Raw genomic sequence first — 12,246 nt, forward strand, 5'->3', positions numbered from 1 at the left:
TAAAATTAACATTGAGAAATTTTCTTCAAGAGTTTTGAAGGTGTTGTGTGGTAAATTTGTTTAAAGTTTGAGATAAAATGACTTTGGTCATAAAAACCAGAAAGGTAACAAATTTCTGTCATTGAAAGTTTGTTTGAAACGATTAGGTTAAAAGCTTTATTGATTTTAATTACTCTTATATAATTCCCTAAGCTTGTTCCGAAATATTTTCTAAATGCTCTAGATAAGTGTACAGGATGTACCCCTAAAATCGAACTTAAATTATTTAAGGAATAATCGATGTTTTCTTCAAATAACAGTTCTTGAAGTTTCTTAGCCCAAATAGGGGCTTTAGATTGTTCTTCTGTACTTTTGCCTATTGTATTAAAAATATTAATTAAACTACTCTCAATACTTATATTCGAATACTGATCATTTATTTTGGTTTCGATAAAGACTTGATTCATCAAATTCTTTATTATTGGATTCTTTAAGTTGATGCTTCCTTCAAAATCTTTTAAGTCGATGTCAAAATTTAAAAACCATTCCTGATTTAGTTCAATATGAAAACCTCTAGTAAATACTGGTGGTTTAATATTGTAGTGTGTGTCTTGCCAATTATGAAATAATAGGTCTCCAGATTCTAAATAGTAGGATTCTTTTTTATTAGATTCAAATAATTTTCCTTGAAGTAGATAGGTGAAGTATGGGTTTTCGTGATAATGCCAATCAACTTTACAATGAGTATATTCTGTATCGGTAATTATTAGATTGTCAAAAGCTGATTTTTGATAATGTGTTCCGTAAAATTCTCCTTTTTTTAGTTTGTTCATTCTGTATTTTCATATGTTTGGCCATGAAATATAGCTATGGGTTAAAATTTATTTAGGCTAATAATTTAAGTATTCTATTAGATGCTTTATAGTCTAAATATGCGTGTAATCTTATTTTGTTGTATAAATTAATTACATTTTTTGCTGCTTTTTTGTGTGGTCTTATTTTGCAAAGTATTGTTTTAGATGTAATTAGCCTTTTAAAATTACATATGCACACGCACATTGTCTTGGCATTTTTATACATATATTTAAAATTATGTAGCCTTATTTCAGGACAGCCTATGATCGCTGTTAGCATTTTTGCATGGAACTTAGCTTACAAAAAGGGACTACTTTTCACATTAACATAATAGCTAAATTTTTATATTTTTTGATTTTGTCTTTTTTTAATGCCAATTTTTCAAATCACAAACATCTCTAAATTAAATAAAATTGTAGTGAGTAAATTAAAAATATGGTGTTCTTTTAGATTACCACAAAATTTTGTCTTAAAAAAATACCAGCTATGTTTTATGCATAGGGTTAACAAATTTGTAACTTATAAGTTAAACTTTATTTTGTGTGTATATCTTACTTCTATTTTTTTTCCTTTATGTTCAGCAGGATGAAGTTTAGGAAGACACTTTATTATTCTTACCGCTTCATTATCAAAAAGTTTAGAAATCTTATTTTTATTTTGTTCTAAATTTTTAATGTAAGCTTCAGCTCTAGATTTTATGTTTTTAATTTCGCCTTTTTTATTAATAAGAAACTCTACGTAAACATAGCCATTTATTGAGTCTTTTTTAGCTTCATTAGGGTATTGTATGTTTGTTTTAATATGTTTTGTAATTCCTTTATTAAAGTTTTTTACCATTTCAGAAGTACTTGAGATTTTATCACCTTTGAATCTTGGAGGTTGTTGTACAATATGAAGAGGCACTTTTTGAAACTCCGATATTTCAACAGTATCTTCAATTTCAATAACCTCCTGTGAAAACACTGTAAAGCTAGATAATATAATGCAAAATAGAATGAAAGGTTTAATCATTGTAAGTTTTATTTTAATGTTTGTTAAGGGTTGGTAAATCATTAGTAGGAAAAAAGAAAGTCGGTAAATTTTCATCTAAATATTTTTTTTAATTTATACCAAAAGCCTGTGTTAATAATATTTTCTTTTGAATTTAAGAAATTTTCCTTAATACTTTCGTTTGTTGGTTGAAGGTAAAATTTTAAAAACTCATCTTTTTCAATAAAGTATTGTCCAAATCCCCATATTTGATCACTAGAACTTATGAGGCCTGAAGTTAACTCTGCAATGGAAGCACTAATAATTGCACAAATAATATTCGTAGTCTCATCCTTTTTATCTGAATTGTGTAAAAACCATGATTTGTTTATTTTTTTAGCTTTCTCAAATTTAGTTTCTAAATTATTGATAGTTTTAGTATTGTCTTTTTTTCCATTTAATGGCCACCAAGGGTCTTGTGGGTCAGTTTCTGGGTCGAAAATTACGTTATGGTCAGTTTTTATAGTGCCTGAAATTTCTTTGGAAGAAAAAATAATTAATTGATTTTTTTTCCATTTGAATATATCTCCTAGATTAACTTCAAGATAAGACTCTTTATTTTCTGCTCCGTTATAGTCAAAAATACTTGCTTGAATTTTGACCTTTTCTTGGAGTTTAATTATATCTAGGGATGAGTTAATGTATTTTTCAGATAGTTTTATTATTTCTCCAAAAGTAATTTCGGTGTTTTCAGTAGGTATTACAGTTATGGTAGAATTCATTGTATTTAATTATTTTTAGGCTTAAGTTATTGAATACAGGAAGTCGCGTTTTAATTAATGTTAATGGTTTGTGTAAGGTTAGTTGTGTTGTTTAGCAAATATTTTAACAAAATATAAACTGAGTAAAAAATCCGTTTGAATTTTCAAAGGTAGGCTAGAATTAGAAATATATAATGTAAGCTTATTGGTAACTGGTTTTAATTTAGTAATTCTGTAAGTTTTTCATTTAGCTTTTCTCCACGTAAATTTCGTTCAATTATTTTTCCGTTCTGGTCGATAAGAAAATTATCAGGAATTCCATTTATTCCATATATTAGAAAAGCTGTATTGTTTTTATTCAAATCGCTTACTTGTAACCAAGGCAACTCGTCTTTTTCAATTGCTTTTAACCAACTTTCTTTTTTTGTATCCTCAGAAACTGCAAAAATTTCAAACCCTTTATTTTTGAATTTATTGTAAGTTTTTACCAAGTTTGGATTTTCTTGTCTACAAGGGCCGCAATTCGAAGCCCAAAACTCCAATAATACTAACTTTCCATTAAATTCAGATAATCTTCTCTTGTCACCTGTAGCGTCTGTCATTTCAAAATCAACGTATTTCTCTCCGATTTTAGGATCTTTATTTAGTTTAATATATCTGAATGTACTTTTACCAAATTCTGAATTCTTATTGTTTTTTGAAAATTGGTTAAATAATTCATTCGTTTTTTCTTTTCCCCAAGACTTGGCATAAGATGATAATAAATATGCACTAAATAATTTATCAGGATTATTTTTTATAAATTCAATTCTGTATTTGTGTCTTTTATTTCTGGGTATTGTATCGATTTTGTGTCTAAAAATTGTACTTAATGTTTCCGTTTCAGACCCCATCACTTTTGCATTTCTAAAGTCAGAATTTGTTGCATCCATAGTCATTTTATTATTTTCCAACCATAAAAATCTATAATGTGAATAATCTTTTGTTCTTAAAATTACTTGCATTGGTGATTTGGTTAACATAGTTTTAAAATGAAATTTGTTATCAATAACTTCTGTTGAATCAATTAAATCATCTTCAAAACTCAGAAAAAGTTTAGTTTTATTTTCAATTCCATTTGTAGTTCCAAATAATGAAAATTCCTCTTTTTCTTTTTCGTTACAGGAAATGATTAGTAATGCTGTTATTCCGAATATTAATTTTTTCATAGGTTTTCGATTAGCTTTTTGCCAACGTTCTGTGTATGATTAATTACAATTTTTATTCAAATGTAACTAAAAATTGTTGTTTTTGTTATCAGTTAGTTCTTTTAAAAGTTTACTAAACTTTACAAATAATTTTATTTACTTTTCACCTCAGTTCTGTGTTAGCAAATGTTAGAGATTTATTTAACCCTGAAGAAATTATTATCTGTAAAACAGCGACTAAAATATTTCGATTTGTCTTGGTCTCCAATTGTAATTCCGCTTGACAACTTACTTTCAGTTCCTCTAAAATAACTACATGTACCAGAAGTTAAACCGGCAAGTGTATAATCTTTCCAATTAGCACCTAAATTGTTTTCTAATTCCTTTTCTGTCATTGGAGTTAGATTTTCTCTAGGTGACCAAGTTGTTCCGTTTTCTATTAATTGCTGGAGATAATAACCAGATTCATCTTTTTTTATTACAAACTCTACCTGTCCACCTTCTTTTGATGAGAACTCCCCGATTAGGTGGTCGTTTGAAAATATTGTATTGTCATTTTGGCTGCAGCTTAAAACGAATAATGAGATAAGAAGAATTGAAATTTTTTTAACCATAGTTCTCTATTTATAAATTTAAATGTGTTTAATATTTACTAACGTTCTAGTTACTGTTAATAAGGGAATTAGAAAGCGATTAATTTCCGAATAAGCACGTAGCTAAAATTATTTATTTTTATAAGTACACTCAAAATATTTAGTAATACATTATTAAAAATAGTAGTTTTTAGTTTTTGAATTAAATACCAAAAACCGAATTAATTATAGCTTTTGCTGTAATGAGTTTTTATTTCAGTTCTCCATTTTCTTTGAGAAATCTGAATATTTTTTTATCCACTTCTGATATAATGTTTAAATCGTTATAATTCAGCCATTTTATTTCTTTAATTTCACTTTTCGGACTTAAAATCCCTTCATATTTCGCCTTATAACAAGTCATTTTAACTAAAATACCTTCTTTTGCTCCGTCAGATTGGGCTTTGAAAGTTCCTACATATTTAACTGTTTCGTTTTTAATTTGTACGTCTAACTCTTCCAATATTTCTCTTACAAGAGTTTGTTCGTCAGTCTCTCCTAATTCTCTTTTTCCCCCAGGAATATAGTATTTTGTTTTTCCTCTAGATCTTGTACTTAAAATTTGTCCATTCTTTATTTCAATAAATGCTATTTTATCAATTTCTTTCATTTTTTGGTCAGTTTTGTCAAATACAATGCGTTTGGGGATGGATTATTGTAGTATTTTGGATCTATTCTGATTTTTATATAGTTCAGCCTGTGTTTTACTCTGCACACTTTTTCAATTTCAGTTAAGTTAACAATTCAGAAACTTACTAAATTCAGTATTCTGTTTAGTTTTCAGTTTCAATTCATATTTCAATTTCATAAACTTGCTAAAAATCCGTTATATTTTTTATTCAGTATTTGAGTGAGAAGTCAATTTTTTGTTTTTTTTCAGAAAACTTGAAATTACTTTTAAGATATAAAGAATACCAAGAAATGAAAATATTCCACAAATTAAATATTTGTCTTTTGAATAATAATAAACACTTCCAATAATCCCTATAATCAGCCAAATTAAATCGGTGTAAATATTACCTTTAAATAGTTTGTTCATAATTTTTTCTTTTTTTTAACAACTTAAAATTTTTAATGCGCTCCGTTAATGAATGCTAGCTTATTTGTATAAAATTAGTTGCGTTATTTAAGCACTAAATTTAGCAAATATATTACAGATAGAAAACACGTTATAAACTAGCAATTAATTTTATAAAGTGTTACCTACTGACTTTCTCACTTATTAATCTTTCAATTTCTACAATTGATAAATTTACACCCAAAACGATGCCATTCTCGTCTATTAAATAATTGAATGGAATTGCTTGAATTCCGAGTTCATCATTTACTTTTTTGTCTATATCAATTAGGTTAGTCCAATTTAGAGTATCCTTTTTGATTGCTTGAAGCCAACTCTTTGTGTTATTGTCAATAGATACACTTACAATATCAAAATTTTTATTATCAAATTTATTTTTGAGTTTTATCAGTTCAGGATGTTTTATTCTGCAAGAGGTACACCAAGAAGCCCAAAAGTCAACCAATGTTGTTTTACCTAAAAAATTATGTAATGCCAATAACTTTGTCTTTAGTATTTGGTAGACTAAATTTCAAAAACGACTTATTTATTCCATAATCATCAAGGTTTGCGATTCCCATTTTAAACATTTCCAAACCATCTTTATTTTGTTGTGTTGTGTCAATTTATGTGTAAAGTTCTATAAATTCATTTTTAGTTAATATTGGTTGTACTAATGCTAATTCCCCTAAATTTTTTCCACTTAATGGATGATTTTTGTTCTCCTCAATAAATGACTTTAGCTTATTATATTGTATAGATTTAAAATTTTCTTTGTTTTGATTAGCATGGAAGAAGTTTTTATATTCTTCTTGAATTAAAAATGTTTTTGAACCTTTAACATCATTTATTTTCAAAACGTTTAGCGGTGTACCATTGTTAATAGCTTTTTCGTAATCTGTTTGAATTTTTTATTCAAAAAACAGTTTAAATTATTGTAGGTACTAAACTACTAGTTTTAATGCGTCAAGAAATTGAGTTTTACTTATTTCTAATACTCTATCTTCATTTTTATTTTTTAGACCAATCCATAGAAAAGAATGAGTATGTTCACTAGAATAACATCCTTCAACATTTTCAATATTTAATAATTCTTTAATGCTTATTTTTTTAACTGCTTGATTTCCCCAATTATATAGGTTTTCAGATGCTTCTTCTTCACTACTAAAAAGTACAAGAGTGTAGTCATAATCTTTATCGGCAGGCAAAAGTCTCCATACTGTTTTATTAGCTATATCTCTTGTAACACCCCATACATAGGTTTGTTCTTTTAATATATGTATCCATTCTGTTTGAATTGGATCAATAATATTACAAACAGATTTAATTCGTGATTCAGGATCATATGTATCATCATCGGATAGTGAGATTATAAAATCATTATTCTCAATACCAAAAGATGATTTTATAAATTCTTTTTGTTTTAATAATATCTCTAATGTTATTAGTTTTATTCTTTCAATTAGTTCAGAAGTTTCATCTTCATTATCCTTCTTAAACTGTCGTAATTCACTAAGAATATTTGATGTCATTCCTTTAGATTCATCATTTTGTTCTAAATCAAAATAGTCCCATGCACCTGTATCGTAATATGAGTCTTTATCTAAATCTTCATATTCACTATCTGAAAGTAAAGATACCCACCATGACTTATTCCAACCATCTTGATATACACTATCATCAAACAGAACATGTAGTCCAAACCCAGCAATATTTAAGTCTTTTTGATGTTTAGCATGATAAGTAATATCACTCTTAATTGCATGTGTTATTTTATTTTTTAAATCTGTTTTTTCTAAAAAAACATCATAAATATTATTTTCCATTCTTTTTAAATTATTATTATATTAATTTCTTTCAATTAAACATAACGTTTGGGCTATAGTTTGTTTTGGAGCTTCGGTTCTAAATCAAAAAATAAAACGCAAACTTTGGTTAAGCTATTAGTTGCATATAGCATCACTTAAACCAAAATAAACTATACCCTTTTGTTGTGTGTTTTACCATTCTCTTACTTTTCCTTTATGCCAAAATTTGCCGCTTTCAGGGATTTTGTTAAGTAAGGTTTTAAAATCATTGGCAACTTCTACTGGTTTTCTTGATGCATCATTTCCCCCATATCAGTTTGTGTCCACCCTGGGTCAAAAGACGAGACAGTTATGCTTTGTGAATCTAGTCTTTTAGCCAGTAATTTTGTGTACATATTCAAGGCAGTCTTTGACATTTTATAGTGTGGCTGAAATTCATCGAAATTTTTTTCGCTGAACGAACCCCAACGGGAAGTAACATTAATTATTTGTCCATTAGTATTAAAATTGGGAACCAATTTTTCAGTTAATTCAATTGTTCCAAATAAATTGATATCAAACGTCTGCTTTAAGAGGTCAAGGTTTATTTTTGATACGTTCCAATTTTCTAATAAAATTCCAGCGTTCTTAATAAGAAAGTCAATCTTCATATTTCCTATAATTTTAACGAATTCATTTATTGATTTACTTTCAGAGAGATTTAATTTAAAACACTCAAAGTTCAATTTTGAAATTGAACAATTTTTAGAAGTAGAAGTTCCGATAATTTTTACGTTATCATTGTTAGTTAGTAAGTCAGCTGTAGAAAATCCTATTCCTTTACTGCATCCAGTTATTACCCCAATTTTCATTTATTGATTTAGATTTTAGATATGTACCACAACGTTTTGGTTAGGCTATGTTTTAATGAAGTTTAGATTTTGTTAGCGGTATTTTTCTTTTTACATTTTTTTTCAAAGGACTCTTTATCGAAGAAAACATATTTTTCTGTATCTCTAAAAAAAGTTTTCAAAGTAATGTTTTTATCTATTAACCAGTTTCCATCACCATCTTTTATACACTTATAATTATCATATGTTCCTGCCCAAATAGCCCAACCTTTAGAAATGAAGTGGATTTTAGAGAGTTCTAAAATTAACTTGCCCATTTTCATTTTATTAGGGAATTCTGAAAATTTATTATGTCTAGACATATCATCTCCCATACATACACTGTCTCTATCAGATTCAATAATTACTTTTTTATTGTTAAATAAATCCCACATAATCAATTCTTAATTTGTGTTTTTATGAGCTCCATCCAAAATGAAGAGCATAAATTTCGTTTTTACTTTCAAAGAGAATATCATCTCCAACCATATCTCCGCCTATTTCATGAGCAAAATATGTATCAATACCTTCCAGTTTATAAGTATTTAAATCAGACATGTTTGAAAGAAATTCGAAAATTGAAGTCTTAAATAATTCCTCTTTTGGGTAATAAAATTCTGTTAACTCTTCTCGACAATCTAAACTTGTTCTATGTTCTCTCCAATATTTTAATTTATCCTCAATCAAATTTTTAAAATCAGGAATTGATAATAGCTTTAAGTTTTCAATTTTCCTTTCTTCAACTATTTTTTGTTTATCACCAATCATAACAAAAGGTGTTTTGTATGCTTCAATATTTAGCAAATAAGTTTTAAGTCGATTGACCAAACTCTTTCCATTTGGAAGATTCACTTTTGTGAAATAATATTGACCTCCACAATTTGGAGATTCTTCTTGCATTTCATTTAGATATGAGTTTATTTTTTCGTGCATTTCTTTAATGTCTCGTCCTGAAATATAGCTACAGGTAAAAATTGAATTTACACTGATAATTTATATACCATGATTTGGAGTTTTAAAGTTTAAAGATAAATGTAATCTTACTTCATTGTATAAATTAATTGTATTTTTTCTGCTCTCTTTGCGTGTGCTACGTTATCAAAGGTTTGATCGAGATAAAACTCGTCTTTTAGTATACCCTTTACACGTTCTGCCATGGTATTTTCATAACAATGATTTTCTTGGGTCATACTGATATCTATCTTTTTTCTTTTTAATATTTGCGTGTATACATTACTACAATATTGTATACCTCTGTCTGAATGATGAATAAGCTGTTTAATATTTTTAGCTTGATAAATAGCCTTATTAAGAGCTCTTACACATCCTTTTAATTCCAAACTGTCACTAAGGTCATAACCCACTATTTTCCTTGAATACATATCAGTTATTAAGGCCAAGTAACAAAATCCTTTTACGGTTCTAATGTATGTTATATCAGAAACCCAAACTTGGTTAGCTCTAGTAACTTCTAAGTCTTTTATGATGTTATTATATTTATAAAAACGATGATAAGAGTTTGTAGTTCTAGCACTTGTTTTCTTTCTAAGTGTTAGCATCTGATTCTTTCTAAGCACATTAAATAAAGTGTCTCTACCAACTTTAATAGTACCTTTATTAAAATCTACATCTAATGATTTTACAAGTTTACGCACGCCTTCTCTAGGAAGAGATTTGCGTCTTTTTCTAACTATTTTTATAATCTTTTTCTCGAGTTCTAAACGTTTATCAGCTCTAGATTTGTATTTGTAATACGCATCACGTTTAAGACCAAAACAATGTGTTATAGTAGTTAAAGAAGCAAATCTCTTAGATTTTTCTTTAGCTTTAATTAAGCCTTTATAGGTAGCTTTTTTTTAGCTCATTAACTGATTTATAACCAAGGTCTTTAGCTGCTACTTCAAGGTAAGAATCCATTACCATAGCATTGAGTATCCTTTTTAAGTAGTAGTTTTTTAAGCTGTTAAATCTCTTTTTGAAGTGCTTTGATTCTAGATATTTCGTCTTTAGTTTCCACTTTTACTCTGGTGTTCATTAAGTCTTTACGTTTGTACTTTTTAATCCACTCATTGACAGTTGTAGGAGCAATAGAGTAGAGTTTACAAAGTTCGCTCTTTGTGTGTTTTCCGATTGTAAGTTCGGCTAATATTTTTAATTTGAAAGGTTCACTGTAACGTCTAATTACTTTGTCATTTCTATACATAATGTTTAAAATTATGTAGCATTATTTCAGGAGGGGTCACAGTTATGGTTTTTCAATAGGGTCTTTATATTCAGCTTTTAATTGAACTTTTGAATCGGTAAATTCTATCGCCTTTAAGTCATTTTTCAAACTCCAAATTGTCTTAGTCATAAATTTATCTAAATCAGTAGGAATTTCCATTTTACTATCTTGAAATTGCTTTACTAAAACACTTAAATATTCTGCTATTGTAATCTGCCCATCAGCGTCAAGAAACATTTCTTGATACCAGTACTCCATTGTTGTCATTTTTATTTTTCCTTTTTCATCTTTTTCAAATATTGAAATTTGTTCAGAGTTAATCCAATTCCATTTTTTTATTCTTGAAAAATATTTGTCTTTGTGCTCATACGTTTCAATAAAGTCAAACTCAGGTATTGATTTATTCCTTTTAAATATGTTCTTAAATATTCCCATTTTGAATTCTAATTAGCAATTGAGTACAACGGTTTGTGTAAAATGCGTTTTACTGTATTTTTACATTTTGTTGTAAAACGTTACTTCAATATTTTTCTTTCGTTGACAACCTTGTCAATATTAATTTTAACTTCAGTTTTTTGATTCATTGAGAAATCAATTTCATCCACAAAACCGAGATGCTGTATTACAAAATCCTCTTCTTCAAAAGATCTTTCGCCTCTTCTCATACCCCAAGTGTCGTATTTATGATTTGTTCGGTATCTTATCGTTTTGTTTGGCATGATTTCTGCAACTTTATGATTAAACCTCTCTGGTGATGCTATTTCTAGGAGCGATAATTTTTTTGAAGAGATTACATGTATTTCAAATAAAGAGTCCTCAGTTCTTTTAATTTTTAAGAGTCCTAAATTCAAAATCCTATGATTTTTCGGATATATGGAAACATACGATTTGTTTTCCTTAACATATTCACTTATAACTATCATACCAATGGATTTATCTAATTTTATTTTTGGTTTTAATTTTTTTAACAACAAAAGTCTACTTCCAATCTTTGATGCGCAGGAGTATTGAGCTTCATTCGGCCAGTTATTTAAGTAATTTCTATACCCAGAATTATAGGATGATTTCATTATTCTTTCACTGTTTTCAAATATCCTAATCAGTTCTATCATATTTTAAGACGGTTAAAATGTTTTACAACGCTTCAGCTATGGTTAGTACGGGAATTAAAAAGAGATTAATTTCCGATTAAGCACTTAGCCAAAACTTTTTATTTTCTTTATTTTTTTGTTCTAAAGCCAAATCCAGAAGTTTGGCGGACATTCTAAATATACAAAGACCTTAGTACAAAACCCTAAAACCCTTATTAATTATAACCATTGTTAGCTTTTAGTGCTTTTATTAGTTTGACTCTTTGTAGCTTTTAACCCCTCAAGACTTGTATGAAATTTAGAATTATTTTTTTCGTGTCATTGTTTCTGAAACCAATTTCCTAGTCTGTTCTGATTTAGATGTAATTAGTACCAGTTTGCCTGAATTATAATGAATGTTGACTCCATTTTGTAAAAAAATAATAGTCTCATTTGCATTATCAAAGTATACAGCACAAACTTCTTTTAGATTTTTTTCTGCATTTGCTAACAGGTAAATTTGACTTAAAATTAAGTCATTTGGCTTATTCCAAACTTTTATCTGTTCTCCTTTTATTTCATTATTATTTTCGTCAATAATAAATTCTACACTAAATCCGTCATAGTTGAAAGTCAAAATCCCACTCCAATTCTCATCGCTATTTTTCTTTATTTCATTAACTTTTTGACCAATTTTTTTGTCGGAGATGATTTCTCCAGTGTCTAAAAAATATTTAATATTTATTATTTTGTTTTCCATTTAAAGCTTTGATTTCGTATACAAGCTCTCGCATTAAAGCTAACGTTTAGTATAAATTGCCTTTGAATGCTGTTA

Annotated in this window: 18 protein-coding genes; all 18 read right to left on the minus strand. The window is 27.8% G+C overall.

Features of this window, described 5'->3' with window-relative positions; genetic code table 11:
- Positions 1 to 5: 5 nt before the first annotated feature.
- Complete coding sequence (locus ACMFBB_RS17610) at positions 6 to 812, minus strand: helix-turn-helix domain-containing protein (protein ID WP_435262043.1); 807 nt, start codon at positions 810 to 812, stop codon at positions 6 to 8.
- Between the two features lie 541 nt (positions 813 to 1,353).
- The gene (locus tag ACMFBB_RS17615; protein ID WP_435262044.1) at positions 1,354 to 1,845 is read right to left on the minus strand and encodes an energy transducer TonB; all 492 of its coding nucleotides are present in this window, start codon (positions 1,843 to 1,845) and stop codon (positions 1,354 to 1,356) included.
- 71 nt (positions 1,846 to 1,916) lie between these two features.
- A complete protein-coding gene (locus tag ACMFBB_RS17620) occupies positions 1,917 to 2,585 on the minus strand; it encodes a hypothetical protein (protein ID WP_435262045.1) in 669 nt (222 codons plus the stop codon).
- A 197-nt stretch (positions 2,586 to 2,782) separates the two neighbouring features.
- Positions 2,783 to 3,772, minus strand: a complete 990-nt coding sequence (locus ACMFBB_RS17625) for a redoxin domain-containing protein (protein WP_435262046.1) — start codon at positions 3,770 to 3,772, stop codon at positions 2,783 to 2,785.
- Between the two features lie 176 nt (positions 3,773 to 3,948).
- Complete coding sequence (locus ACMFBB_RS17630; RefSeq protein ID WP_435262047.1) at positions 3,949 to 4,365, minus strand: hypothetical protein; 417 nt, start codon at positions 4,363 to 4,365, stop codon at positions 3,949 to 3,951.
- Between the two features lie 229 nt (positions 4,366 to 4,594).
- On the minus strand, positions 4,595 to 4,993 hold the full coding sequence (locus ACMFBB_RS17635; RefSeq protein ID WP_435262048.1) for an NUDIX hydrolase: 399 nt from the start codon (positions 4,991 to 4,993) through the stop codon (positions 4,595 to 4,597).
- 225 nt (positions 4,994 to 5,218) lie between these two features.
- Positions 5,219 to 5,422 (minus strand): hypothetical protein, encoded by a 204-nt coding sequence (locus tag ACMFBB_RS17640; RefSeq protein ID WP_435262049.1) that lies wholly within the window; start codon positions 5,420 to 5,422, stop codon positions 5,219 to 5,221.
- Positions 5,423 to 5,582: 160 nt separating this feature from the next.
- Positions 5,583 to 5,939 (minus strand): TlpA family protein disulfide reductase, encoded by a 357-nt coding sequence (locus ACMFBB_RS17645; RefSeq protein ID WP_435262050.1) that lies wholly within the window; start codon positions 5,937 to 5,939, stop codon positions 5,583 to 5,585.
- Positions 5,940 to 6,066: 127 nt separating this feature from the next.
- Positions 6,067 to 6,297, minus strand: a complete 231-nt coding sequence (locus ACMFBB_RS17650; protein WP_435262051.1) for a hypothetical protein — start codon at positions 6,295 to 6,297, stop codon at positions 6,067 to 6,069.
- An 87-nt stretch (positions 6,298 to 6,384) separates the two neighbouring features.
- Complete coding sequence (locus ACMFBB_RS17655) at positions 6,385 to 7,266, minus strand: hypothetical protein (RefSeq protein ID WP_435262052.1); 882 nt, start codon at positions 7,264 to 7,266, stop codon at positions 6,385 to 6,387.
- A 260-nt stretch (positions 7,267 to 7,526) separates the two neighbouring features.
- Complete coding sequence (locus ACMFBB_RS17660) at positions 7,527 to 8,099, minus strand: SDR family NAD(P)-dependent oxidoreductase (RefSeq protein ID WP_435262053.1); 573 nt, start codon at positions 8,097 to 8,099, stop codon at positions 7,527 to 7,529.
- Positions 8,100 to 8,161: 62 nt separating this feature from the next.
- Positions 8,162 to 8,512, minus strand: coding sequence for a hypothetical protein (locus tag ACMFBB_RS17665; RefSeq protein ID WP_435262054.1), 351 nt, complete (start codon positions 8,510 to 8,512; stop codon positions 8,162 to 8,164).
- Positions 8,513 to 8,534: 22 nt separating this feature from the next.
- Positions 8,535 to 9,050, minus strand: coding sequence for a hypothetical protein (locus tag ACMFBB_RS17670; RefSeq protein WP_435262055.1), 516 nt, complete (start codon positions 9,048 to 9,050; stop codon positions 8,535 to 8,537).
- 107 nt (positions 9,051 to 9,157) lie between these two features.
- Complete coding sequence (locus ACMFBB_RS17675) at positions 9,158 to 9,949, minus strand: IS3 family transposase (RefSeq protein WP_435264330.1); 792 nt, start codon at positions 9,947 to 9,949, stop codon at positions 9,158 to 9,160.
- A gap of 131 nt (positions 9,950 to 10,080) precedes the next feature.
- Positions 10,081 to 10,320, minus strand: coding sequence for a transposase (locus ACMFBB_RS17680; RefSeq protein ID WP_435262056.1), 240 nt, complete (start codon positions 10,318 to 10,320; stop codon positions 10,081 to 10,083).
- A 42-nt stretch (positions 10,321 to 10,362) separates the two neighbouring features.
- Complete coding sequence (locus tag ACMFBB_RS17685) at positions 10,363 to 10,776, minus strand: hypothetical protein (RefSeq protein ID WP_435262057.1); 414 nt, start codon at positions 10,774 to 10,776, stop codon at positions 10,363 to 10,365.
- An 80-nt stretch (positions 10,777 to 10,856) separates the two neighbouring features.
- On the minus strand, positions 10,857 to 11,453 hold the full coding sequence (locus ACMFBB_RS17690; protein WP_435262058.1) for a hypothetical protein: 597 nt from the start codon (positions 11,451 to 11,453) through the stop codon (positions 10,857 to 10,859).
- Between the two features lie 283 nt (positions 11,454 to 11,736).
- Positions 11,737 to 12,171 (minus strand): hypothetical protein, encoded by a 435-nt coding sequence (locus tag ACMFBB_RS17695; protein WP_435262059.1) that lies wholly within the window; start codon positions 12,169 to 12,171, stop codon positions 11,737 to 11,739.
- Positions 12,172 to 12,246: the final 75 nt, after the last annotated feature.

The organism is Tenacibaculum sp. nBUS_03, assembly GCF_051201695.1.
Taxonomy (GTDB): Bacteria; Bacteroidota; Bacteroidia; order Flavobacteriales; family Flavobacteriaceae; genus Polaribacter.

Excerpts from the sequence above, each read along its gene's own strand:
- ACMFBB_RS17610 (WP_435262043.1), bottom strand. The coding sequence starts at position 812 with ATGAACAAACTAAAAAAAGGAGAATTTTACGGAACACATTATCAAAAA.
- ACMFBB_RS17615 (WP_435262044.1), bottom strand. The coding sequence starts at position 1,845 with ATGATTAAACCTTTCATTCTATTTTGCATTATATTATCTAGCTTTACA.
- ACMFBB_RS17620 (WP_435262045.1), bottom strand. The coding sequence starts at position 2,585 with ATGAATTCTACCATAACTGTAATACCTACTGAAAACACCGAAATTACT.
- ACMFBB_RS17625 (WP_435262046.1), bottom strand. The coding sequence starts at position 3,772 with ATGAAAAAATTAATATTCGGAATAACAGCATTACTAATCATTTCCTGT.
- ACMFBB_RS17630 (WP_435262047.1), bottom strand. The coding sequence starts at position 4,365 with ATGGTTAAAAAAATTTCAATTCTTCTTATCTCATTATTCGTTTTAAGC.
- ACMFBB_RS17635 (WP_435262048.1), bottom strand. The coding sequence starts at position 4,993 with ATGAAAGAAATTGATAAAATAGCATTTATTGAAATAAAGAATGGACAA.
- ACMFBB_RS17640 (WP_435262049.1), bottom strand. The coding sequence starts at position 5,422 with ATGAACAAACTATTTAAAGGTAATATTTACACCGATTTAATTTGGCTG.
- ACMFBB_RS17655 (WP_435262052.1), bottom strand. The coding sequence starts at position 7,266 with ATGGAAAATAATATTTATGATGTTTTTTTAGAAAAAACAGATTTAAAA.
- ACMFBB_RS17660 (WP_435262053.1), bottom strand. The coding sequence starts at position 8,099 with ATGAAAATTGGGGTAATAACTGGATGCAGTAAAGGAATAGGATTTTCT.
- ACMFBB_RS17665 (WP_435262054.1), bottom strand. The coding sequence starts at position 8,512 with ATGTGGGATTTATTTAACAATAAAAAAGTAATTATTGAATCTGATAGA.
- ACMFBB_RS17670 (WP_435262055.1), bottom strand. The coding sequence starts at position 9,050 with ATGCACGAAAAAATAAACTCATATCTAAATGAAATGCAAGAAGAATCT.
- ACMFBB_RS17680 (WP_435262056.1), bottom strand. The coding sequence starts at position 10,320 with ATGTATAGAAATGACAAAGTAATTAGACGTTACAGTGAACCTTTCAAA.
- ACMFBB_RS17685 (WP_435262057.1), bottom strand. The coding sequence starts at position 10,776 with ATGGGAATATTTAAGAACATATTTAAAAGGAATAAATCAATACCTGAG.
- ACMFBB_RS17690 (WP_435262058.1), bottom strand. The coding sequence starts at position 11,453 with ATGATAGAACTGATTAGGATATTTGAAAACAGTGAAAGAATAATGAAA.
- ACMFBB_RS17695 (WP_435262059.1), bottom strand. The coding sequence starts at position 12,171 with ATGGAAAACAAAATAATAAATATTAAATATTTTTTAGACACTGGAGAA.